The 24275-nt window shown below is 45.4% G+C and carries 18 protein-coding genes; 11 read left to right on the top strand and 7 right to left on the bottom strand.

Going from position 1 to position 24275, the window contains the following annotated elements:
• Window positions 1-73 precede the first annotated feature (73 nt).
• The 4 genes from MUCPA_RS09725 (at window position 74) to MUCPA_RS09710 (ending at window position 5063) form a co-directional block, all read left to right on the top strand.
• Window positions 74-2332, top strand: a complete 2259-nt coding sequence (locus MUCPA_RS09725; RefSeq protein ID WP_008506080.1) for a TonB-dependent receptor — start codon at window positions 74-76, stop codon at window positions 2330-2332.
• 3 nt (window positions 2333-2335) lie between these two features.
• Window positions 2336-3142 carry a DUF4249 domain-containing protein gene (locus tag MUCPA_RS09720; protein ID WP_008506079.1) on the top strand — a complete coding sequence of 269 codons (807 nt, stop codon included), beginning with the start codon at window positions 2336-2338 and terminating at the stop codon, window positions 3140-3142.
• Between the two features lie 62 nt (window positions 3143-3204).
• Complete coding sequence (locus MUCPA_RS09715) at window positions 3205-3732, top strand: serine hydrolase domain-containing protein (RefSeq protein ID WP_008506078.1); 528 nt, start codon at window positions 3205-3207, stop codon at window positions 3730-3732.
• A 35-nt stretch (window positions 3733-3767) separates the two neighbouring features.
• Window positions 3768-5063 carry a serine hydrolase domain-containing protein gene (locus MUCPA_RS09710; protein WP_008506077.1) on the top strand — a complete coding sequence of 432 codons (1296 nt, stop codon included), beginning with the start codon at window positions 3768-3770 and terminating at the stop codon, window positions 5061-5063.
• Between the two features lie 332 nt (window positions 5064-5395).
• Here MUCPA_RS09710 and MUCPA_RS09705 read toward each other — a convergent pair whose 3' ends face one another.
• A complete protein-coding gene (locus MUCPA_RS09705) occupies window positions 5396-6079 on the bottom strand; it encodes a DUF4397 domain-containing protein (protein WP_008506075.1) in 684 nt (227 codons plus the stop codon).
• A gap of 43 nt (window positions 6080-6122) precedes the next feature.
• Entirely contained in the window at window positions 6123-6566 is a 444-nt protein-coding gene (locus MUCPA_RS09700) for a DUF2141 domain-containing protein (RefSeq protein ID WP_008506072.1), read from the bottom strand.
• A 223-nt stretch (window positions 6567-6789) separates the two neighbouring features.
• Between MUCPA_RS09700 and MUCPA_RS09695 the strand changes: the two genes are divergently transcribed.
• The 5 genes from MUCPA_RS09695 to MUCPA_RS09670 all read left to right on the top strand — a co-directional run bounded on the left by MUCPA_RS09695 (window position 6790) and on the right by MUCPA_RS09670 (window position 11266).
• Window positions 6790-7830, top strand: coding sequence for a sensor histidine kinase (locus MUCPA_RS09695; protein ID WP_008506070.1), 1041 nt, complete (start codon window positions 6790-6792; stop codon window positions 7828-7830).
• Window positions 7811-8575 carry a LytR/AlgR family response regulator transcription factor gene (locus MUCPA_RS09690; protein WP_008506068.1) on the top strand — a complete coding sequence of 255 codons (765 nt, stop codon included), beginning with the start codon at window positions 7811-7813 and terminating at the stop codon, window positions 8573-8575. The genes MUCPA_RS09695 and MUCPA_RS09690 overlap by 20 nt, the downstream gene beginning before the upstream one ends.
• A 184-nt stretch (window positions 8576-8759) precedes the next feature.
• Entirely contained in the window at window positions 8760-9368 is a 609-nt protein-coding gene (locus MUCPA_RS09685) for a porin family protein (protein ID WP_008506067.1), read from the top strand.
• Window positions 9369-9923: 555 nt separating this feature from the next.
• On the top strand, window positions 9924-10445 hold the full coding sequence (locus tag MUCPA_RS09675; protein WP_008506063.1) for a helix-turn-helix domain-containing protein: 522 nt from the start codon (window positions 9924-9926) through the stop codon (window positions 10443-10445).
• Window positions 10367-11266 carry an IS3 family transposase gene (locus tag MUCPA_RS09670; RefSeq protein ID WP_157544057.1) on the top strand — a complete coding sequence of 300 codons (900 nt, stop codon included), beginning with the start codon at window positions 10367-10369 and terminating at the stop codon, window positions 11264-11266. Before MUCPA_RS09675 ends, MUCPA_RS09670 begins: the two co-directional genes overlap by 79 nt.
• Before the next feature lie 54 nt (window positions 11267-11320).
• Here MUCPA_RS09670 and MUCPA_RS09665 read toward each other — a convergent pair whose 3' ends face one another.
• On the bottom strand, window positions 11321-11503 hold the full coding sequence (locus MUCPA_RS09665) for a hypothetical protein (RefSeq protein WP_050982063.1): 183 nt from the start codon (window positions 11501-11503) through the stop codon (window positions 11321-11323).
• Between the two features lie 505 nt (window positions 11504-12008).
• On the opposite strand from MUCPA_RS09665, the gene MUCPA_RS09660 reads away from it, so the two are divergent.
• Window positions 12009-14462, top strand: coding sequence for an outer membrane beta-barrel family protein (locus MUCPA_RS09660; protein ID WP_008506061.1), 2454 nt, complete (start codon window positions 12009-12011; stop codon window positions 14460-14462).
• A 131-nt stretch (window positions 14463-14593) separates the two neighbouring features.
• Here the strand turns inward: MUCPA_RS09660 and MUCPA_RS09655 are convergent, their stop codons facing one another.
• The 4 genes from MUCPA_RS09655 to MUCPA_RS37645 form a co-directional block, all read right to left on the bottom strand.
• On the bottom strand, window positions 14594-16642 hold the full coding sequence (locus tag MUCPA_RS09655; RefSeq protein ID WP_040627264.1) for a heavy metal translocating P-type ATPase: 2049 nt from the start codon (window positions 16640-16642) through the stop codon (window positions 14594-14596).
• A 10-nt stretch (window positions 16643-16652) separates the two neighbouring features.
• Window positions 16653-17849 (bottom strand): efflux RND transporter periplasmic adaptor subunit, encoded by a 1197-nt coding sequence (locus tag MUCPA_RS09650; protein ID WP_008506057.1) that lies wholly within the window; start codon window positions 17847-17849, stop codon window positions 16653-16655.
• Window positions 17850-17852: 3 nt separating this feature from the next.
• Window positions 17853-22229, bottom strand: coding sequence for a CusA/CzcA family heavy metal efflux RND transporter (locus MUCPA_RS09645; RefSeq protein ID WP_008506055.1), 4377 nt, complete (start codon window positions 22227-22229; stop codon window positions 17853-17855).
• Between the two features lie 75 nt (window positions 22230-22304).
• Window positions 22305-22634: a DUF6660 family protein gene (locus MUCPA_RS37645; RefSeq protein WP_008506053.1), complete on the bottom strand. Its 330-nt coding sequence runs from the start codon at window positions 22632-22634 to the stop codon at window positions 22305-22307.
• Between the two features lie 294 nt (window positions 22635-22928).
• Here MUCPA_RS37645 and MUCPA_RS09635 point away from each other — a divergent pair, with 294 nt between their 5' ends.
• A complete protein-coding gene (locus MUCPA_RS09635; protein WP_008506052.1) occupies window positions 22929-24272 on the top strand; it encodes a TolC family protein in 1344 nt (447 codons plus the stop codon).
• Window positions 24273-24275 lie beyond the last annotated feature (3 nt).

The raw sequence follows: 24275 nt of genomic DNA, 5'->3' as shown, positions 1-24275 counted from the left end.
TGGTCTAAGAATCGGCGACTTTCGTCTAAATTTCAGCCCCACCGTTTCAACCGCCTTTATTTTGCAGCCATATATGAAAAACTACAAAATTTTAGGGCTGCTGGCACTGCTGTTTGGACCGCTGGGCGTTCTGGCACAAAGTAAATACACGCTCAGCGGTACCATCACCAATAAAGCTAATGGCGAAACCCTCATCGGCGCCACCATTCGTAGCGGTGCTGCCGGTACTTCCACCAATGCTTATGGCTTTTATTCACTAACACTACCAAAAGGTATGCAGCAACTCAGCATCAGCGCTGTAGGGCAAAAAGCCAAAACGATCACTCTGAACCTGGCCTCCGATCAAAAGCTGGATATCGCCCTGGAAGATAACACCCAGGAACTACAGACGGTAACCATTACAGCCCCTTCGCGCAATGCCCGTGACCTGCGCGGCGCCCAGATGGGCTTAGAAAAACTCAGCATCAAAGAGATTAAGGACATCCCGGTACTGCTGGGCGAGCGTGATGTAGTTAAAACCCTGCAACTGTTGCCCGGTATCCAGTCTGCAGGCGAAGGCAGCGGCGGCTTTTATGTACGCGGCGGTGCGGTTGACCAGAACCTGCTGCTGCTGGATGAAGCCACGGTATACAACGCTTCGCACCTGCTTGGCTTCTTTTCCACCTTTAACTCCGACGCGATCAAAAATGTGAACATCTACAAAGGTGATATGCCTGCGCGCTACGGCGGGCGCTTATCCTCGGTGATGGATGTGCAAATGAACGATGGCAATAACCAGCAAACCCACGTGAGCGGCGGCATCGGCCTGATTGCTGCCCGGCTCAATGTGGAAGGGCCGATACAAAAAGACAAGTCCTCTTTCCTGATCTCTGCCCGCAGAACTTATGCCGATGTGTTCCTGAAGCTATCCAAAGATACCGATGTGAACCGCAGCCAATTGTACTTTTACGATCTGAACGCCAAGGTTAATTATGTATTGGGTAGCAAAGACCGGATCTATTTGTCGGGTTACTTTGGTAAGGATGTGCTGTCCGCGGATAAAGTGAACGGCATCAATTGGGGCAATACCACCGGCACCCTGCGCTGGAATCATATTTTTAATAACCAGCTTTTTTCCAATACCTCGCTCATCTACAGTAATTATGATTATACCATCAGCCTACGCCAGGATGTGAACGACTATAACATCTATTCGCGTATCCGCGACTGGAACCTGAAAGAAGACCTGCAATGGTTCCCCGGCGACCGGCATACCGTCAACTTCGGCTTCAACAGCGTTTACCACAGCATCAAACCGGGACAAATTACCGCCAGCGGCAATGCAGGGATCAGTTCGCAGGAGCTGCAGAACCGCTTCAGCCTGGACCAGGCGATATACGCAGCCGATAACTGGAAGCTGACCGACCGTTTGAGCCTGAGCTACGGACTGCGGCTCTCGGCCTTTTCTATCTTGAAGGAACAAAGCGCAAAAACCTATTTGAACGCCGAACCGCGCATCGGTGCTGCCTACCAGCTGGATGAGCAAAGCGCGCTCAAGGCGGCCTATTCGCGCAATGCGCAGAACCTGCACCTCATCTCCAATTCAAGTTCCGGCTCGCCGGTGGATAAGTGGGTGGCCAGTACCCAGATCATCCGGCCCGAACTGGCCGACCAGCTTTCGCTCGGTTATTACCGGGACCTGAGCGAACATCGATACGAGCTAACGGTAGAAACCTATTACAAAAAATTGCAGAACCAGATCGACTACCGCAACGGTGCCAATATCTTTACCAACCAGCCCATCGAAACCCAGTTATTGTACGGCCTGGGACGTGCGTACGGGCTGGAGATGCTGCTCAAAAAGAAGACAGGGCGGCTAACCGGCTGGCTGAGTTATACACTGTCGAAAACACAGCGCCAGATTGACGGCATCAACCAGGATGACTGGTATAATGCCCGGCAAGACCGCACGCATAATATTTCGCTGGTGGGCATCTATAAGCTGAGCGAGCGCTGGGTGCTGTCGGCCAACTTTGTTTATTATACCGGCGATGCAGTAACCTTCCCCGCAGGCAAATACCAGGTGGATGGCAGCACGTATTACAACTACACCAGCCGCAATGCCTCGCGCATGCCCGCCTATCACCGGCTGGACCTTGGCGCTACCAAACAGTTGAAGAAAACCAAAAAGTTCTCTTCCGAACTGAGCTTCAGCCTGTATAACGCCTACGGCAACCCGAACGCTTACCGCATCTATTTCCGCGATAACAAAACCGATCCGAACCGCACCGAAGCAGTGCGTACCACCTTGTTCACCTTTGTTCCGGCCATTTCTTACAACTTTAAATTTTAAGCCATGAAAAACATTACCTATCTCGCCTTACTGCTGCTGTTATTGAGCTCCTGCGAAAAGGCCATCGACCTGAAGTTGCCCGATAATACCCCCAAATACGTGATCGAAGCGGTACTGACCAACGAAGCCGGCGGCTGCCGCTTGGCCATCTCGCAAACCAAAGAGTTTACCGGCGACAATACCTTTACCGGCATCAGCGGAGCTACCGTCACCATCAGCGGCAACGGAACAACCCAAACGCTCCTGCCAACCAGCGCCGGTGTTTACCAGCACAGCACGTTTACCGGCGCTCCGGGAAATACGTACCAGTTAACTGTGCAGGTAAACGGCAAGGTGTTTACAGCCAGCAGCACCATGCCGCAGCCGGTACCGCTCGACAGTTTGTATGTGCAACAACAGGAGGGTAGCAATAAAGACGGCAGCCCGCTCAAATACGCGTTCGCCAAATACCATGATCCCGCTGCGGCAAAAAACTTTTATCGTTTCGTGCAGTACGTCAATAACAAAAAGGAAAAGACCATTTTTATTGCTGATGATGAATTCACTAATGGTAACACCGTGAATAACCGCCTGAGCTTTAGCAATGACAATGATGACCCGGCCCGGAACGTCAAAAGCGGCAGCCAGGTGACTGTCGAAATGCTTTGCCTGGACCCGGTAATTTATCAGTACTGGTACAGCCTGGAGAACAGCGCGGGCGGTGATGGCAACAATGCTGCCCCGTCCAACCCCGACACCAACCTTTCCGGCGGGGCGCTGGGGTACTTCAGCGCGCATACCATTCAACGGAAGACGATCTTAGTGCCCTGATTGATGATCCATCCCTGTAACAATTTACGTAAAAAAAACGTCTTCTTTTAAATTTAACCGCAATGCATCATCCGCTCAAAAAAACAAGCATCTTACTGTTAACGGCCCTAATGCTATTTTGCGTAAAATTGCCGGCCCAGGTCAGGAGCCTGTCCGGCCATTCGCTGGATAACGCGGCCCTGAGTACCTATATCAAAAAGCAGATGGATTCGCTGAAGATACCGGGCGCTGCTGTTTGCATCATCAACCACAAACAGGTGGTTTACCAGCATGTTTTCGGTTATGCCAACCTGGAACAAAAGCGGCCTGTGGACGCCCATACTTTGTTCGAGGCAGCATCCATGACCAAACCTTTGTTCGCTTACTATGTGAACTTGCTCGCTCAAACAGGGGAGATCAGTTTGGATAAGCCACTATATCAGTACTTGCCACTTCCAGACCTGGATTATGACCCGCGTTATCAAAAGAACGCCGCTTCCAGTTTACTCGCTACCAGTAACGATTACGCACCCTTCCTCTCTGCGGTACTGAGCAATCATGGGCATGAATTAAACAAAAAGATCGAAGCCTTAGTGATCAACGGACAATAACATAAAAATATCTAAATATATGATGAAGTAAGCCCATGAAGATACTTAGAAGCCTTTTGACGCTATTGTTTTTTTGTACGCTGTTGCCGGGAAAACCCGCTGCGCAAACGTTGAACGCGCGCATTGATGAATATTTTACCGCATTAACACGGCTGAAGAAATTTAACGGCGGCATCTATGTCAGCGCTAATGGCCACGACGTTTTGAAGAAAGTTTATAATATTTCCGGAGACCCAAAAAGCAGCCTCCGGGTGGCCAATAGCAGCCAGTTTGATATTCATTCCATCAGTAAGCTAATGGCTTACAGTATATTAGTTAAGCTGCAGCAGGAGCACCAGGTAAAACTAACGGATACCTTAAGTAAATACCTGCCGCAGTTCCCCAACAGCAGCCAGATCACGGTCGACCAGTTGCTGCACCACCGTTCAGGCCTGCCTCGTGAACTGACGAACAAGCCGAATAGCGTGCTATCGCTGAATCCGGAGCAGATCATGGCCGCCATTAGCAAAGAAAAACTGGAGTTTGCCCCCGGCACCGATACGCGCTACTCCAATCTGGGTTACGAGGTCATCTACTACCTGATCCGGAAGATCACCGGTAAACCTTTCGTGCAATGCGTGAAAACCTATATTTTTGATCCTCTGCAAATGAAAGCTTCGGGTGCCCACTTTTTCATCAGCCATGCCAATTTGAAGCGCCCCGCCCTAAACCATCAGGTACGGGACGGTGTGCTCACGCGGGTGCCTAATATTACGCAGGATGAGTTTTCTACGGCCCGTATTTATTCTGCCACGAGCGACCTGATGCGCTATCTGAAGTTACTTAATAAGGAACCTTACCTGTCTGCCATGCGCGACGCGCAGGGTGTGATTCAAAAGAATGGCGGCTCGGATGGGATCAGGGCACAAATATACACCCATACAGTACGGAATTACAGCTTTGTGTTATTAGCCAATGATGACGACATCCCCTTTCAACAAATCATCACGGATCTGGTGAATATGCTGGAGGGAAAGCCTTATCAGGTTCCGGCGGAGATCAACCGTAAAGGCGCACCACTGGCTCCAGCAATCCTGCAGCGGTATACCGGCTCGTATGATTTTGCAGAAGCAAACCATACCCGTTTGGAATTCAGGGTAGAAGCGGGACAATTAGCACTTTACCAGGACGATAAAAAAGAAACTTCCCTGTTCGCTGAAAATGAAAGGGTGTTTTTTGACGACCCGAAATCGGCAGACGGATTTGAATTTATCCCGCAAGGCGATGGCTGGCAGGTAAGCTGGACCTACCATGGGTCGAAATTTAAAGGCCTGAAAGCTGAAAAGCTTTAGGCATGATTTATGAAATATCTTTTGCTACTGATCTTAGCCTTTTCGGCTGTGGCTTAAACTCGAGCGCCCAGGGTAAGTATGATGCTATGACCGCTACGAGAGATCCAAAGGATTATGCCGGGATGCACAGTCCACTCATCGTTAAAAGGCGGGAAAAATAACAAGGGAGCAGGATGAGTTTAGGCAGCCAATCAGGAATTGCCGATCAGGATTGAAAATCAACGTTAGGAATGGGTTATAAAATTCAGACTTAATATCGCAAAGGCATCTTCGAAGCAGCGTAACAAATGTGAGCTGTTTGTTTGCTCACATTTGTTTAACTAAATATTAAGTTAATTGTGGGCTATCTTATTCATCACCACGTTTCCATTCGCATCATCGGTTAAATACAACGAATAAATTTTACCTGCTTGCAGATCGGAAAAAGTGTAGTTGCCGACGATGTTTTTAGATGTAAGACCTGCGACCTGTACAGTAAGCGAACCCGGCGTTACATATTTATAACCGGTAGCCAGATCCCTGACAAGTGAACCGGAATACTCATCTCCGTTTGAATTTTTAATGGTGACGATATTAGGGGCCTTATCACTAAGATGAATAAATTTAATCTTTACCTGCCCATTATTGGGTGCGCCCAGATCATCTTCAAAGTTTTTAACCCTGGCATTTGAACCGGAACCGGCCAGGTAAACGGTAAAGCTCACGCCGTTAGTTGTATAAAGTGACCCGGAAGCATACACTGTGTTTGTTCCGGCATTTTTAAACTCCGTGACCATATTTTTCCCTGAAGCGGTATTGATGTAAGCAGAGGCGTCGGTATAATTCAACCCGCCATTGACCAGCACATTTCCGGCCAATGTAAAACTCTGCGCTCCTGCCGTTGCCGAAGCATTAACGACTTTAATGTTGAACTGCCCGGATGGGTCGATGGTGTTTTTCTTGCAGGAAGAAATTAAGGCTACTGCTATGACCATGGCTATACCTGTAAATAGCTTTTTATAAATTGCTGTTTTCATACTTTTCGTTTTTTAACTATTGATAGTTTTGCGGATGTTGCCGTTACATATATTTTACTTTGATCTCCACCACCGGGTGGGCTTTCAAATCGATCTTAAAATCCTCAAAAGCCGGCTTTTTCATTTTCGTCATAAAGAAATTGGAGAAACCGAAACCCTCTTTAGGTATCCTGATCAGGTTTTTATCAATCTTTCCGTTGCTGTTCTCATCATCCAGCAGGGTGATACCATAAGTGCCGGGTTCCAGCGCTAACTTTAGGGTCATGGTGCCTTTATCCATGGGCTTTTTGTCAAATTTGAATTGCTTAAAAGGTTTTTCATCATCATAACTCGTCTGGTCTTTGAAGACGTTAATGATGATATTACCCTTAAGGGACCTGATGCCGATCACTTTGACCGGCAACTCCTGAGCCTGTATAGAGGAGCCAAAGAAAATCAACAGCAAACCGATGAATGGGTTAATGCTGGATACCGTAATTTTTTTCATAGTCTTAAATTTTAATTGAGGCGAAAGTATTAGCCCGCGAAACAAGCTGCTCATGAAAACACATTGAAACGGGCAAAGTAAGCAGCGAAGGTTTAAACGAGCGAGCTGAATATCAGTTAACCACCTTGCGGCTTATGCCTGGCTTAGGCCGCTCAAGGCTGATTTTGCCTGTTTAGGTGGGTAAAAGGTTTGTTAGCTTCAGGAAATGATTAATTTAGGACCTATGCAGGAAAAGTTACCTTTAAAGCGACTGGTGCGCCTGACCTGGTTACAGACGATCATTATTGGTTTTATCTTTTATCTGGTAGCATCTAACACGGACCGGCCACTTCAGCATATCATTGCTTTTACGCTGCTCACCATGTCCGGAGTTTTGTTGGTCGGCTATTCCGACATTTCTTTAATGATCGTTTTAGCTAAAAAAAATTCGATCAGGTCAAAAAAATTCTCGCTGTCGCGCTCTTTGTTAAGTTACCCGATCAGTGTGCTGATCTACTTGTTGTTGAGGCCTGCATTCGGTTTTTTCCAAGACAAACAGTGGTCATTTTGGGACTTTGGTTCATTTCTGGCTTTTGTCGGGTCGGGTATTGTAATCAATACTTTAATTACCCTGCTTCACAATTCAGTTTTATTATACGAGCATAAAATGCATAGTGAGCTCGAATTATCCAGGTTAAAAACGGCCCACACAGAAGCGATGAACCTCGCTTTAAAGCAGCAAATCCATCCACATTTTTTATTCAACGCGCTAAATACCTTAAAAGCGCTTTACCATAAAGACACGCAAATTGCCGATGAATATATTGTCCATATGGCTAACTTTTTAAGGGCCTCTATTTATCATCACAGCGACCATGTTTCCCGTTTAAAAGAGGAGGTGAGTTTGCTTTTAGATTACCTGGAAATGCAGCGCATCAGGTTTGGTGCGGCGCTGGATTGCACGATCGATCTGCCTGCTGAAATTTTGGAAGGGTATTTCCTGCCTTCCTTTTCACTCCAGCCGCTATTGGAGAATGCCATTAAACACAACAACTTTACAATAGAAGCTCCCCTGCAGGTGGTCATCAATCAAAGCGGCGGCTGGCTGGTGATCAGCAATAATATTCAAAAGAAAAATATAAAGGTTGCCTCGGCCAATTATGGATTAGCTAATCTTGCAGAGCGGTATAAACTCTGGTCGGGAGATGAAATCATTATCGTCGAAAAAGAAAATACATTTACAGTAAGTATTAAATTGTTAGCTCATGAATATCGTAATCATTGAGGATGAGGAAATAGTTGCAGATGAACTGGAAATCAATCTCCGTAAACTGATCCACCAACCGGTTGATATCATCAAACTTCGGTCTGTTAAGGAGGGAGTTGCCTATTTTAAAAGTAATGATGCACCAGACCTGATCTTCAGCGATATCCAGTTAGGCGATGGTTTAAGTTTCGAGATCTTTGTAAGTGAGCAGGTTGCCGTTCCGGTCATTTTTTGTACCGCATACGATGAGTATGCTTTAGATGCTTTTAAAGCTAATGGCATCGATTACATTCTAAAGCCATTTACCCGCCAGACACTGAACGCCGCATTAGAAAAATACATGCAGCTAAAGAAAATATTTTCAGTTGATCAAACGCCGCAATATGATGCGCTTCTAAAATTGTTGTCCGGAAAAGAAGGGCAGAAAGCGGCTTCGGTATTAGTTTACCACCTCGACAAGATCATTCCGATCAACCTGGAAGACATCGCCATGTTCTACCTGGAAAACAATGTTACCAATTTACTTACTTACTCCGGCAAGACATACTTTCCCAACAAGAATCTCGATGAACTTGAACGCTTGTCTGGTAATTCTTTTTTCCGTGCTAACCGTCAATACCTTGTTTGCCGAAAAGCGATCGTTGATGTTTCCAATTTTTTTTCCAGGAAACTATCCTTAAATCTTAAGGTAGCACATCCTGAAAAGGTTATCGTCAGTAAAGGAAAAGCGGCCCAGTTCTTAAGCTGGCTCGCTAACGGATAAACTTGAGGCAGACCATCTTTTTAGAGCCGTATTGCTCAGGCCCGGCTCAGTCGTTTCCAGGGTTACTTTGCCCGCTTCATTCACATTTCATGATAAATCGCGCCGTCCCCCGTGCACTTTTGAATTAAATAATCAGCAGGCCATTTGCAGGCAGCATTTAAAAATTCACAAAGAAAAAAGATTTATGAAAAAATTAGTATTGATGTTAGTGGTATTTACCGCTATAGTAATCAAAGGATTTAGCCAGACAGCGTCGGAAAACCAAAGCTTCGGCAAGAAGTTGTTAGGTAAAATGGAATTCGGACTGACGGCAGGCGGTAATGCCAGTAATTTTACCAATGCCAATTTCCCGACAGATCCCTTGCCGGGTTTCCAGGCCGGACTTACCGTAGCCTATAAGTTCACCGACAATTTCATGGTTCAGGAAGAGTTTCTTTACGCCATGCAGGGAGCCAAAGTTAAGGGAGGTATCTTAGGCACACAGGATATTAAACTGTCTTATGCTGCTGTTCCGATCCTTTTTAAATACCGCACGAATTCGGGTTTATTCGTAGAAGGCGGTCCGCAGGCCGGATTTAAAATTAAAGAGGATATGGTTGGTTATACGGACGCGCAATTTTTCAAAAAGATTGACTTTGGCGTGGTCGGTGGCATCGGTTATAAATCCAGCATTGGTTTAGGGATCGACGCCCGCTATGTTTACGGTTTGCAGAAGGTTCAGGAAAATCCGTCGGTGATCTTAGGAGATTTTAAAAATAATAGCATCCAAGCCAGTATATTTTACGTTTTTTAACAGCTACTTTAAAGTTAACAACTATGATCCCGGTATACAAAGCCGGGATTTTATTTTATATTAGAATGATCGAAATATTTAAAACGAACGTTGAAAATAAACAGGAAGTTGCCGTTGTTATTGATCTCCTCCGAATGTACTATCAGCACGCGGAAATTAATTTTGATCTGGAAGACTGTGACCGAATATTGAGGATTAAAGGAGAAGGCTTTTGCGTAGAGAATGTTATTAAGATCTTAGCAAATAATGGTTTCGAGTGCTGTTTGTTAGCATGATCTTAATATTTTTAAATAAGAAGTGGTTTAAGGCTTCTGGCAGTTGATCAGAAAAAAGCTAATTCTCTTCAGCTTCCTCAATTATGACCAAACCCGCAGCTCAAAACTCGGCTTGGATCGACTCTCGGTTATAAAAGAACATTTGCATGCTCCCAGCATAACAAATCGACCGGGGCCGATCATTTGTACTCGACTATGAACAGGCGCCGTTTGTGAAATGGCCGTGTCTATCTGAAGTGAACCCCAAAAGTTAGACAAAAACTTTTGGGGTTTATTATTTATGTCAAAGCACACATTTGAAGAGAAACTTGATGTAGTTTCTCAAGTAAGAAAGGGAAAGCCGATTCTACGGATATCCCGCGAACGCCATATCCGTGAAGGCATGATATTGGAATGGGTTCGGAAATATGATCTTTATGGCGAAAGTGGGCTGCTCAAACAACCTAACGTCAAGCCCACGCCTGATTTCAAAGAAGAAGTTGTAAGGCTTGTCATAGGAAAAAAAGTACCTTTAAATCAGGTTGTTCTGGAATATAGATTAAGCAAGACTGCTTTAGAGCGCTGGGTAAGATCAGTACGGGTTGAGGGATATGCAGTACTATACCAGCAAAAGAATCCTGGACGACCACCTAAATGCATGGGAAGATCAAAGAAGCTTGAACCTGAAACAGAAGTAGAGAAGCTCCAGGCGGAAAATAGCCGTTTGCGGGCGGAGAACGCACTATTAAAAAAAGTCACGGCCTTAGTCAAGGAAAAAGAAGCCCGCGAACGCATGAGTGGGCAAAAGCCATCGAAGAACTAAGGCCCGAACATGATGTTTCAATTCTATTGGATTGCAAACAGATGGCTCGTTCTGTATTTTATTATCATCGCAAGCGCCTAAATGATGATAAATACAAGCATGAAAAAGAAGAGATCGCAAGTATATACCACTTGCATAAAGGCAGATATGGTTATCGGCGGGTCACCGCCGAAATGAAGAACCGGGGTTATAGCATAAATCACAAGACTGTCCAAAAATTGATGGGAACATTAGGCCTAAAATGCAATATCAGGAAAGTAAGTTATCGCTCATACAAAGGTGAGGTTGGTAAAATTGCCCCTAATGTACTTGAAAGGGATTTTGAGGCAAATCTGCCTAATCAGAAATGGGCTACGGATGTCACTCAGATGAACATTAAAGGGGAGAAGATCTATTTATCTCCTATAATTGACATGTTCAACGGGGAAGTCATTTCTTATAGTATTTCAAAATCTCCAAATATGCAGATGATAGATGAAATGTTATATGAGGCTTTTGATAAAGTGAAAGATATAAGGGGACTTATTTTTCACTCTGACCAAGGGTGGCAATATCAACATTATGGATATAGAAAGGCTTTGGAAAAACATGGAATTATTCAAAGCATGTCCAGAAAGGGAAACTGCTTGGATAATGCCTTGGCCGAAAGCTTCTTTGGGATCTTAAAGACAGAATTACTGTACAAACAGAGCTTTGAAACTGCGGAAGAATTTATAACTTCGTTAAAAGAATACATTCATTACTATAACAATGAAAGAATAAAAAACAGGTTAAATGGAAAGAGCCCGGTGGAATACCGAGCTCTCGTACAAAAAACTTAATTTTGTAAACTGTCCAACTTTTTGGGGTCACACCAATCATCCAGCCGCTTTCTTTTAATATTGATAGTTATCCAAGGGCATATCCGTTAACGAGCCGCGATAAATTGTCATCATCGCCGTAGTGATTCCGCGCCCGGGTAATGACGGCTTGGACATCTCAATGCCGGTTACCGTCATGTCTCCCTGAAGAAACATAGGCTCATTTCGCCCGTAATCCAAAGCCGCGTATCCGTTCATTATTTATCGATTGCGTAACCAAAAAGTCCTTGGTCATTACTGCTGAATTTGCAGTTTCAAAATCACACATTTAGTCCAATTGCTTTTATACCCTCCGAAGATAAAAGTTCATTTTATCTTGATTGTTAATACGTAACAAAATATTATAACTTGTCCAGCCCAATGTCAAATGCGCTGCGTTCGTAATTGGGAAAGTACGGCGAAATTGTGCATAGAGGATGTATTACAGAAAGCTGAATGCCAACAAATACACCCTCTAATATATGATCTGTTAAAAAAGATTAATTGCCGCATTATGTTCAGCCAATTAATCCCCGTTAATTTTTTTTATTAATAGTGTAACCAAGGGGGCGCCTTCTGCATCTTAATATAAACAGTCCGGTTACGGCTTAAATCAACAGCCGGTCATCAAAATTTAAATCATACTTTTTAAAAAGCATAAAAAACTTTAACAGGATAACTATTGCCAAAATTTTACCACGTCAACCTATAAACATCGCTCAAAATGAAACATCTTTTTAATAAATTATACGTGCTACATATATTGCTGCTGGCAATAGCAACGGCAGGATATGCGCAAACAGCCAAACCGGGTGCAAAAATCAGCGGATCAATTGTAGATGCCCAAAATAAACCGGTAGAGTATGCTACCATTGCCCTCATACATGCAAAAGACTCTTCGATTGTAAAAGGTGTACTGGGCAACGGGCAGGGCGCGTATGTTTTAGAACGTATCCCAAACGGTACTTATCTGATTAAAGTAACCGCAGTTGGCTATAATAAAGGCTTTAGTAAAGCATTTACCGTAACGGGTGCAGATGTACGCGTTCCGGCTATTACCATGCCATCTTCGGCCAAAGCTTTAAACACCGTTACCATCAGTTCAACCCGCCCGCTGATAGAACGTAAGTTCGACCGCCTGGTGATGAATGTAGAAAACAGCGTGCTGGCTACCGGTAACACAGCTATGGATATTCTGGAACGCGCTCCCGGAGTAAGCATTGATAAAGACGATAACATTAGCCTGCAAGGGAAAAACGGCGTAACTGTAATGATTAATGATAAACTCACCTACCTTTCGGCAACCCAGCTGGCTACCATGCTGCGCGTTACCGATGGCAGCAACATTGCATCTATAGAAGTGATCACCAATCCGTCGGCCAAATACGATGCATCGGGCAATTCGGGCATCATCAACATTAAACTGAAAAAAAACCGGGACATTGGCAGCAGCGGCAGCATAACTGTAGGTACGGCCTACGGCAGGTACTGGAAGGATAATGAAAGCATATCGTTAAACCATAAACAAGGTAGGTTAAACGCTTTTGGCACTTTTAGCCACAACGATAATAAAAACTACCGCACATTGAGTATTAGCCGTGTGGTAGACAGCGTTGGCAAGAAGACGTATTTTAACCAGATGACGCTGATGGACAAATCGAACCATAACAACAACTACCGTTTTGGCGCCGATTATGATATTTCGAAAAAGAACAGCATTGGTTTCATCATCAGCGGATACAATTCATCCAACGATCAAAACACACCAACAACCACTTACATCAGCAAAAGCGAAAATTCTCGCGATTCTACACTTATCGCCAGTTCGATCACCAATCAAAACAGTCAAAATTTTGCGGCCAATATTAACGACCGCTGGCAGATAGACTCACTGGGGCAATCGCTCGGTATCGACCTGGATTACTCTAAATTCACTAATAACTCGGACGCCGACTACGTGAACGCTATTTATTTGCCAGACGGAACGTTGAAAAAACCGGCATCGTACCTGCGCAATCAAACACCATCTACTATTGATATCCGTACCGCTAAGGCCGATTATGCTTATCCGTTTACTAAAACCTTGAAGCTGGAAGCCGGCCTAAAATTTAGCGATGTTAAAACGGACAACAACCTGAACGCCCAGATTAAAGATGCATTGGGCAATTATGTTAACGATGCTACCCGTACCAATTACTTTATTTACCAGGAAAAAATTGATGCCGGGTACTTAAGCCTCAGCAAGTCGTATAAAAAAACATCAATACAGGCCGGCCTGCGCAGCGAGTACACATCGTCGGTTGGTAACCTGGTTACCAACAGCCAGGTAGTGGCCCGCCATTACATCGACTTTTTTCCCAGTTTATTTATTAACCATACGCTGAACAAGAAAAACGAAATAGGTTTTTCGTACAGCCGCCGTATAGACAGGCCAAGCTATGATGACCTGAACCCTTTTGTTTACTATCTTGATCAGTATACTTATAAGCAGGGTAACCCGTTCTTAAATCCGCAGTATACTCATTCGTTCGAGTTACATTATACCTGGAACAGCACGATTAATGTCAACCTGAATTACAGCCATACCAGCGACGTGATCACACAGATCATCCTGACGGACGCTGTTAAAAAGGCAACTTTCCAAACTGATCTTAACCTGGATCAACAGGACGCTTATGGATTGAATGTGAACTCGCCCTATACGATCACCAAATGGTGGACCGGAAACCTGAACTTCGGCTCCTTCTATCTCGATAATAAATCGGCAGGCTTATTGGGCGCCAACCTTAACAGCGGCAAATTATCGTATAACCTAAAGGCCACCCAAACATTTACCATGATTAAAGGCTATCGCATTGAAATATTCAGTGCCTATAAATCGGCTATCTCTACAGGTATTTATGATGTACGGCCGCAGTACAGTACCGATGCGGGTATCAGCCGCTCCTTTGCCAATAAAAAGCTGAATGTTAAATTATCTGTGAACGATATATTTAATCAGCGTACCAACAACGTAAACAGTATGTACCAATCGGTTAACCTTCAAATTGTCCAGAAGCCCGAAAGCCGCATAACCAGGTTGAACATCACTTATAACTTTGGTAACACCAAAATTAAAGCCCGCCAGCACCAAACCGGTGCCGACGACGAAAAGAACCGCGCCGGAGGAGGAAATTAGGCGCGGGATATTTAAATCTTTAACTCATAACCAGAGCAAACAATTGCCATTGCTTCACCAATTAATCATATTGATGAGGCAATGGTAACCTGTATCCCGAAAAGATATTTCGTTTAACCCTATCGGAAATCTTATTTGCGGTTATTCTGATAAACCAATAAACGCAATCCGTTAAAAACAACCACCAGGGTTGAGCCTTCGTGGCCTACAACGGCGGGGCCAATACCGGATATGCCTAAAATGGTTAGGGGGATCAGTATGGCCACCATGCCCAAGCTGATGAACAGGTTTTGCTTAATGATACGGCGTGATTGCCGGCTTAAGCCAATGGCGAAAGGTAGATTATCCAACCTATCGGCCATTAAAGCAATATCTGCCGTCTCCAAAGCTACGTCTGATCCGGCTGCACCCATGGCTATACCCACCGTGCTTTTGGCCATGGCGGGCGCATCGTTCACACCATCGCCTATCATGGCCACTTTTTTCTCTGTTTTGATGAGATTTTGGATAGCCTGCACCTTTTGCTCGGGCAGTAAGCCACCCATGGCGTTGGTTATACCTATTTCTTTGGCTATAGCGTCGGCCACTTGTTGGTTATCACCTGTCAGCATAATCATTTTTTTAATGCCGAGTTCCTTGAGTTCCGCTAAGGTGTTTTTAGCTTCCTTGCGCGGTACATCCATCAAGGATACCAAACCAACAATTGCTCCGTCAAGTTCAACAAGCATGGTGGTATTACCTTCTTTTTCCAGCTTCTCCACTTGCTCATTTACTTCGGTTGCCAGTTCTTTAAATAAGCTCCGGTTGCCAATCACTACTTTTTTACCGCCAACCGTGGCCTTTACGCCATGCCCGGTTACGGCCTCCAGGTTCTGGGCGGATGGTATGTTTTTTTGTTGCAGCCGTTCCAGGCCGCCCTTTACAATGGCCGCGGCTAAGGGATGATCGCTCAATTTCTCTACAGCGATGGCCATTTCCAATACTTCATTTTCCGAAAGTTGGGCCAGGGCTACTACGCCGGTTAACTTCGGCTTGCCCTCGGTAAGGGTGCCTGTTTTATCAAAAGCTATAGCAGTTAACGCACCCAATTCTTCCAGTGGGCCGCCGCCTTTAATTAGCACACCTCCTCTGGCCGCACGGGCTATGGCACTTAACACTGCGCTTGGTGTTGAAATAGCCAAAGCACAAGGGCTTGCGGCTACCAATACCGCCATTGCCCTGTAAAAGCTTTTACTAAACGGCTCATCAATAACCAGGTAAGCAAACAGTAAGGTAACTACCAATAACAATACAGCTGGCACATAAAACTTTTGGAGTTTATCTGTAAATAATTGGGTTGGCGATTTTTGCGCCTCGGTATCATTAACCAGCTTAACCAGGCGCGAAAGTGTTGAATCAGCCGCCAGTTTGGTCACCTTTACTTCCAGTACCTGGCTGCCGTTGATGGTTCCGGCAAATACCTTGTTTTCTGGTTTCAGGATTTTGTCATCGGTATAATTGTCGGGGTCGGCTACCGGCGATTTGTCCACCGGTATGCTTTCACCCGTGATGGGGGCCTGGTTAACACTGCTTTCGCCTTTAATCACCGCGCCGTCTGCCGAAATCTTGCTGTTCGGTTTTACAATGATGACATCACCCAATACCAGCTCTTCAATCGATAGTTCAGTTTCCTTACCATCGCGTCGCAAAATGGCGGTTTTGGGTGCCAGATCGGCCAAAGCCGCGATTGATTTGGTTGCTTTGCCCATAGCGTAATGTTCAAGCGAATGGCCGAAACTGAACAGGAATAACAGTAATGCCCCCTCTGCCCATTGGCCCAGAAACCCCGCGCCGACGGCTGCTACCAGCATCAGGAAATCAATCTCGAAATGGCCTTTACTGATGGCCTGGTACGCTTCTTTAGTGGTATAAAAGCCGCCAAAAAAATAACCTATGCCATAAAGAATAGTGCTGGTAAGCACTGGTAGCGCATGTACAAAAGATAAACCGAAGCCCACTGCCAGGAATACCCCCGACAGGGCGGCGAAGATCAGTTCGGTATTTTGGCCGAAGATACCGCCATGCTCATGGTTGTGGCCGGCCGCATTTTCATCGTGGTTGTGTTTTTCTTCTTTGTGCTTTGCAGAAGAGATATCAATCCCGGGTTGTTTTTTATCGCGTGCCTGATGTTCTTGTTTCATATTGTTGTCGCTATTCTTCTTCGGCGCCACCGTCCGCTTTTGATTGTAAATAAAATGCGCCCTTTAAAGCAATATTTGCCAATGCGGGCAGCTCTTCAAGCGGTTTAATCTGTATAAAACCCAGTTCTGTTACACCGGTGCCTACTTCAGCTTTTTTAAATTTAACCGTACCCTTTTTGGCGTTTTTTTGTGTTACCACAAAAATAAACTGCTTACCTTCTGAGCGTACAACGGCGTCAACAGGTACAGCTGCTGTAAGGCGGCTACCGGTGCTGATCAATGCTGTAACATACATACCAGGTATCAGGTTTTTTTGTTCTTTGTTTTTGATTACCGCATGAACTGTAACTCCCTTGCTTTCGTTTTCAAAAGATTTATTTATCCCGTTGATGGTTCCGGTAATTAATTGGTTTTCCTGGTTTGTTAATTGGAAACTCACCTTCTGCCCAACTTTAACGTGCATCAGGTCTTTTTCAAATACGGTAAGGTCGCAGTGAATTTTAGAGTTATCTACCACTTCCATAATGGAAGTTCCGGGTTGTACAAAAGCGCCGGTATTGGCAGTGATGTGGCCGATGGTTCCTCCAATTGGCGACAGTACCGGAAATTGTGAAACGATGTTTCCGTTAACAATTTTATGTGGCGCAATGCCGAGTTGTGTTAACTGACTTTCATAAGCCGTAATGCGCGAAAGTTCGGCATGGTAAGTGGCTTCTGCCGATTGAAACGATTTGCCTGTGCCAGCCCCGGCTTCCCGTAACTGTTGCTGCCTGTTGTATTCGGCCTGTACATAGGTAAAGTTGTTTTTGGCGGCTAAATAGTCCTGCTGTATCTTGATCAGGTCCTGGTTTTTAATCATTGCCAGTAGTTGCCCGCGCTTTACCTGCTGGCCTTCAATAACGCTGATGTGGTTAATGATGCCACCGGAAAGGATACTTACATCGGCTTTATTTTGAGGGGGGACGGCTAACTGTCCGTTCGCTTTGATTACCGAATCCAGATTTTTTTGTGCGATAGGGCCGGTTACAATACCAACGGATTGCATTTGCTCTGCTGTTAGTTCCAAACCATCAGGTTTTACCTTTCGCGGTTCTTCTGTATCTGCTTTTGTATCCGTTTCTTTTTTGCCGCCACCACCCGAACAGGATGCGAGCCCTATTCCTAATAAAAAGGCAGCTGTTATAAGTTTATATTGATCAATTTTCATCTGTTACTCTCCTTTAATAAATAGTATTTGAATGGCCGCTTGGTTTAAGCGGCTTAAGGTTTCGATGTAGGCTAATTTGACTTGCACTGCTGCCGACATATTTTGGATATATTCGATATAACCGATCTCGCCCAGATTGAATGATACCTGGGCGATACGTAATTGTTCGTCTGCTTGTTTTAACCCCTCAGCTAAATAATAATCTGCCGATTGCTTAAATTTGAAGTACTGCTGCAATTCCTGTTTGTATTGCATTTGTACCTCTGACCGCGAGAACTGGTAATTGGCCTGGGCCACCTGTGCCGATAACCGTTCAGATTTTACCCTTGCACGGTTTGCCCCATTGAATATCGGCAAGGCCACACCCACCTGGATCCCCGCTATACGGGTGCCTGGCGAGTAGCCGCGATCAATGCCCGAAGGATTAAAGCCGGAGATGAGCAACTGCTGGTTATAGCCTAAAGTAAGGTCGGGTAAACCTTTGGATTTTTCTACGGCTATCCTTGCATTAGCTACTTCAATAGTTTGCAGGCCAATATTCACCCGTGGGTTGTTAGCTACATTGATGGTATCCGTGGCGAGCGTGAGCAGGAGCAGTAATTTGCTTTCGGCGAGTATAAGCGGCTCGGTAGTATTGAGCAATTGTTGTAAACTCAATTCGTTACTCCGCAGATCGGCCTGAGCACCCATCTTAAGGGTGGCAATCTCCTGGTATTTATTCCGGGCGCTAATCAGTTCTAAATTGGAAGTTTCACCTGTTTTAAACCTGATTTCCGCCTTTTTAACAAAACCTTTATAAACGCTGTCCTGGTAATTCAGGATGCGCAGCGTTTCTCTGTTCAATAAATAAGCATAGTAGGCACTGCGTACCTGCCGCGTGATATCGGCACGGGTTAAATGGGCCGACCGTTCGGCCAGCAAAGTTTGCTGGTTAAGCAGCTTACGCTGGTTTTTGTATAAACCGGGCCAGGCAATAGTCTGGGTAATGCCTATCGCGTTATCCATGTTTCCGCCGCTGGTAGGGTCCTGCGTTATCATCAGCTCCGTTTTTGAAATATCAGTACCCGATTTTTGCAGCGCCCTGGCCTGTTCTACCGTGAGTGCTGCCGAACGCACTTGCAGGTTGTTTTGAATAGCGATGTTGATGGCGCTGTCGAGCGTGAGTGGTGTTTTAACTTGTGCTTGTGCGATGCTTTGATGGCAGACGCTAAAGCCCAGGATGATGCCTGCCATAACCAGGCTTTTAGGCACTTTGGCTTTTTTAGCCTCCTTGCGGTTAAAGAGCATGTAAAGGCAGGGCAGAACAAAAAGTGTTAAAAAAGTTGCGGTAATTAAGCCGCCTATAACCACGGTTGCCAGTGGCCGCTGAACCTCGGCACCAGCGCTGGAAGATAAGGCCATGGGCAGGAAACCTAAAGAGGCAACCGAGGCTGTCATTAAAACCGGGCGAAGCCTGGTTTTCGTTCCTTCCAGCACACGGTGGTAAATATCGTTCATCCCTTCTTCTTTTAACTGGTTAAAGTATCCAATCAATACAATGCCATTTAAAACCGCCACGCCAAACAAAGCGATAAAGCCTACACCTGCCGAAATGCTGAATGGCATACCGCGAAGCAACAAGGCGGCAACACCACCCATAGAGGCCAGCGGAACCGCGGTAAAAATCAGCAAGCTATCTTTTACGGAGCGGAAAGTAATATAAAGCAGCAGCAGGATAAACAGGAGCGCCGCAGGAACAGCAATTAGTAACCGCGACTTGGCGGCCTGGAGGTTTTGGAATTGGCCGCCATAGCTCAGGTAGTAGCCAGCAGGCAGTTTAAAGGTATTGCTTAGTTTAGCCTGTATCTCCTTGATGGTGGTTTCCACGTCCCGGTCCTGTACGTTAAAGCCTACATAAATGCGTCTTTTGCCATCCTCGCGGGAGATCTGCGCAGGCGCGTCTTTAAAATTGATATCTGCCACCTGGCTCAAGGGCACCTTATTGCCGGAGGGCAGGGGCACCAGCAGGTTTTCAACGCCTGATATGTTTTCCCGCAGGTCACGATTCAGCCTGACTACCATATCGAAACGCTTTTCGCCCTCAAATACCACACCGGTTACACTTCCGGCAAAAGCTGTTTTCAGAATCATATTCACATCGCTGATGTTCAAGCCGTATTGTGCCATCTTATCGCGGTTATAAACAACTTGTATTTGAGGCAGGCCACTCACTTTTTCAACATAAGGTTCGCTTACGCCCTTAACGGGCGCAATCAGTTTGGCCAGTTTTTCAGCCTGAACAGCCAGAATATCCAGGTCATCGCCATAAATTTTAATGGCAACATCCTGGCGGATACCGGTCATCAGTTCGTTAAATCTCATTTGCATGGGTTGTGATATTTCCACGTTGATGCCTGGAATGGCAGAAAGCACTTCCTCCATTTTTTCGATCATTTCCTCTTTACCGGATGCCGACTTCCATTCGCCTTTAGGTTTCATGGCCAGCATCATATCGCCTTTCTCCATGGGCATGGGGTCGGTTGGTATTTCGGAGCTGCCTATACGGGTAACGGCCTGCTTAATCTCGGGGAATTTATCTTTTAAAAGTTTTTCGGCTTTACCAAATGTTCTAACTACCTCGGTAAGCGATGTTCCCTGCATCATGGATATTTCCACGGTCAGGTCGCCTTCCTCTAAAGTTGGGATAAACTCGCCCCCCATACGGCTAAATGCCCATATCGCAACCGCAAATAGAATAAACACGATACTTACTGTAATCACCTTAAATTTTAATATGGCGATTAATGCACGTTGATAAATACGTTGTAAGAATTCGATAACACGGTCGGAGATATTCCGCTTATGGGATGTTTTTTTGCTTAAAAATAAAGCACTCGCCATCGGTACATAGGTTAACGAAAGGATGAATGCACCCAAAATGGCAAAGGCCACGGTTTCGGCCATGGGCCTGAACATTTTACCTTCAATACCAACCAGCGATAATAAGGGCAGGTAAACAATCAAAATAATGATTTGACCGAACGCGGCAGACTTCATCAGCTTGCTGGCGCTGTCGCGCACCTCAACATCCATTTGTTCGGCAGTCAGCTCAGGGACACCTTCTTTTTGATATTTCCCGGTGGTGATGTGATGCACAACGCTCTCCACGATAATTACCGCCCCATCAACAATCAACCCAAAATCAATGGCACCTAAGCTCATCAAATTGCCCGACACACCGAACAGGTGCATCATGGAGAAAGCGAATAGCATGGCTAAGGGTATTACCGAGGCTACAACTAAGCCCGCCCTTAAATTGCCTAATAGCAGTACCAGCACAAAAATAACAATCAGGGCCCCTTCCAAAAGGTTGCGTTTTACCGTCCCGATAGCGCGGTCAACCAATTCTGTCCGGTCTATAAAGGGTTCAATCATCACCCCTTCGGGCAGTGATTTTTGTATCTGCACCATCCGGTCTTTAACATTTTTAATCACCTCGCTAAAGTTCTCGCCTTTCAGCATCAACGCTACACCGGCAACCACTTCACCTTGGCCATTGCGGGTAACGGCGCCGTAGCGGGTGGCGCTGCCGAACTGAACGGTGGCAACATCACGTACCAAAATAGGCGATCCTTTGGTATTGCTAACAACAATACGGCGGATATCGTCGAGGTTCTGCACCTGGCCCAGTCCCCTGATAAAGTAGGCGTTGCGTTGCTGCTCAATATAAGATCCGCCGGTGTTTTCGTTATTCTTTTGGAGCGCTTCATACACCTGGGGTATGGTAATGCCTAATGAGTTAAGCTTATCATTATCCAAAGCTACTTCGTACTGCTTAACGTAGCCGCCCCAGCCGCTTACCTCAGCTAAGCCAACTGTGCCGGCTAACTGTGTCCGCACTATCCAGTCCTGGATGGTGCGTAGATCGGTTGCCGTATATTTATTTTCATAGCCTTTTTTGGCGTGTATAACATACTGGTATATTTCGCCAAGCCCGGTAGTTATTGGGGCGAGTGTGGGTTGGCCTAAACCGGTGGGGATGCTGTTTTCGGCTTCCTTCAATTGGGCATTAACCTGTTGCCTTGCCCAATAAATATCAACATTATCTTTAAAAACAAGGGTAATAACGGATATGCCCGAACGGGATATAGAGCGTTTTTCGATAATCCCGGCAATATTAGCCATGGATAGCTCTATGGGAGCGGTAATAAACTGCTCAACCTCTTGTGCCCCAAGGCTTGGGGCTTGTGTAATAATTTGTACCTGGTTATTGGTAATATCGGGTTGCGCGTCAACCGGAAGGTTGTATGCCGAGTAAATGCCCGCCAGTACTAAAACCAGCGTTATGATCCCGATAGTTACCTTGTTCCTGATGGAGAACGCGATAATTTGATCAAACATAAATTGTAAAAATGAATACGATACACAAAAGCCATGCAGAATTTATTGCAGGCGGAAACTAAAAGAAAGATCGTATTATGCTATTTGAGGAGGTTGCCAGATAGCGATAGGCTGTTTCAGTACGGCAGGAATGCGGTAAGCAGGATAAACGCTTATTAACGTGATGATGGGGAGCGAAATAACGCAAGGCGAACTGACGTGCCTTACCGTTGAGCAGCAGGCGCAGGTACAAAAGGGCGGGCAGCTTTCCCGGCTTTCATGTTGATTGCATTCCCGGTTTTGCCTAACGGTTACTTGCCTAACGGTTACTTGCGTAACACCGGCCATCATATCTTCACTGTCCTGGCAGGGGAGCAAGGACAGCAAGGTCATATACAAACTGATGATGATGGCAAGATATTTCACTGGTGCAAAGTTATGTATAAATTGCTTGGCTTGCTAAATATGTTTTTAATCACATTTTTACCAACCGGCAATGCTGCATACAAAAGCAGTTAAATAGGGGTAGTCGAAGGATACTGTTCCTGATCATTTGCTGATGCGATCAGAAAGGCAATTTATCCACCTCGCTCTGTATGAACTCCCAATTAGTTTATCCCCCCTAAAAAAACGCTGATTAATACCGCGTGTAACCTGTACGTAACAAATGTTACCGTTTAGCTTTTTTGCCGAAACTACCTTTGTTTCAAATTAAATTTAATGATCAGTTCTAAATATTGGATAAAGGTTGTTACCGCGTTACTGGCGGGTACGCATGTATTGACTACGCCGGTTTTGGCCCAGGACAGCACCAGAACCCTGACGCTAAATGATGCCATACAAAGCATGTTAAAAAACAACAAAAGCGTTCAGCTTTCCAAACTGGACGTAAACATAGCCACGGCTAAATATCGGCAAACAGATGCCGTATTTTTGCCGCAGGCCGACCTCTCTTATACCGCCATGGGTACCAATAACCCGCTCAGTGCCTTCGGGTTTAAGCTGGAGCAACGGAGGATATTGCAAAGCGACTTTAATCCCGACCTTTTAAATCACCCGTCAACAACGCCCGATTTAATGGCTAAACTGGAAGTACAGCAGCCATTGCTCAATATCGATATGCTGTATATGCGTAAGGGCGCCCAAAAACAAACAGAAGTTTACCAGTATAAAGTACAACGTACCGAGGAGTACATAACTTTCGAGGTGCAAAAAGCCTACCTGCAATTACAACTGGCCTACCAGGCGGTAAAGGTGTTAACAGAAGCAAGGCAAACCGCCAATGCAGTTTACGTATTTGCGGATAATCATTTTAAGCAGGGGTTGATACAAAAGTCGGACCTGTTAAATGCCCAGGTAAACGTTACTACGGTAGAGAGCAACCTGGCAAAGGCAAAAAGCAGTATCGGTAATGCGTCAGATTACCTGGGCTTTTTGATGGGGGTGCCCGCAGGCATTATTTACCAGGTTGTTGATGATCCAGGTACAACGCCGTTAACAGTAGATTCTGCCCGGCAAACATTTGCTACCCGGTCTGATTTTATGGCGATGGAAAAGGCCATTGAGGCATCGGGATTAATGATCAAGTCGAGCCAGATGACTTACCTGCCCAAACTGAACGCCTTTGGCAATTACCAGTATAACAATAGTAATTTAACTGGTTTGGGTGCTGGCGCTTACCTGTTTGGTGTACAATTGTCATGGAAGGTTTTTAACGGCAACAAAACCAGGCATGTGGTAGAGGAACAAAAACTGGAACGAGACAAACTGGCCGCCCAGTTGGTGCAGCAAAAAGAAGAGGGGGAGGTGGAGTTGAACAAGGCCTATCGCGACCTTGCAGACGCTCGTTTTGAAATTGCCCAGGCCCAGGCATCCGTACAACAATCATCAGAAGCCTTAAGGATACTGCAAAACCGTTACCTGCAAGGCCTGGTTAACACTACCGATATATTAACAGCCGGTGCGCAGTTATCCCAAATCAAATTTTTACTCGCCCAGGCGCAGTTTACCGCTAATGTAACCAGGGCTTATATTCAACTATTAACATCAACTACTACTAAATAAAGC

Origin of the sequence: Mucilaginibacter paludis DSM 18603 (assembly GCF_000166195.2) — a bacterium.
In the GTDB taxonomy this organism is placed as follows: domain Bacteria; phylum Bacteroidota; class Bacteroidia; order Sphingobacteriales; family Sphingobacteriaceae; genus Mucilaginibacter; species Mucilaginibacter paludis.
Note: the sequence above shows the minus strand (reverse complement) of the source record. Positions and strands in the feature narration are given on the sequence as shown.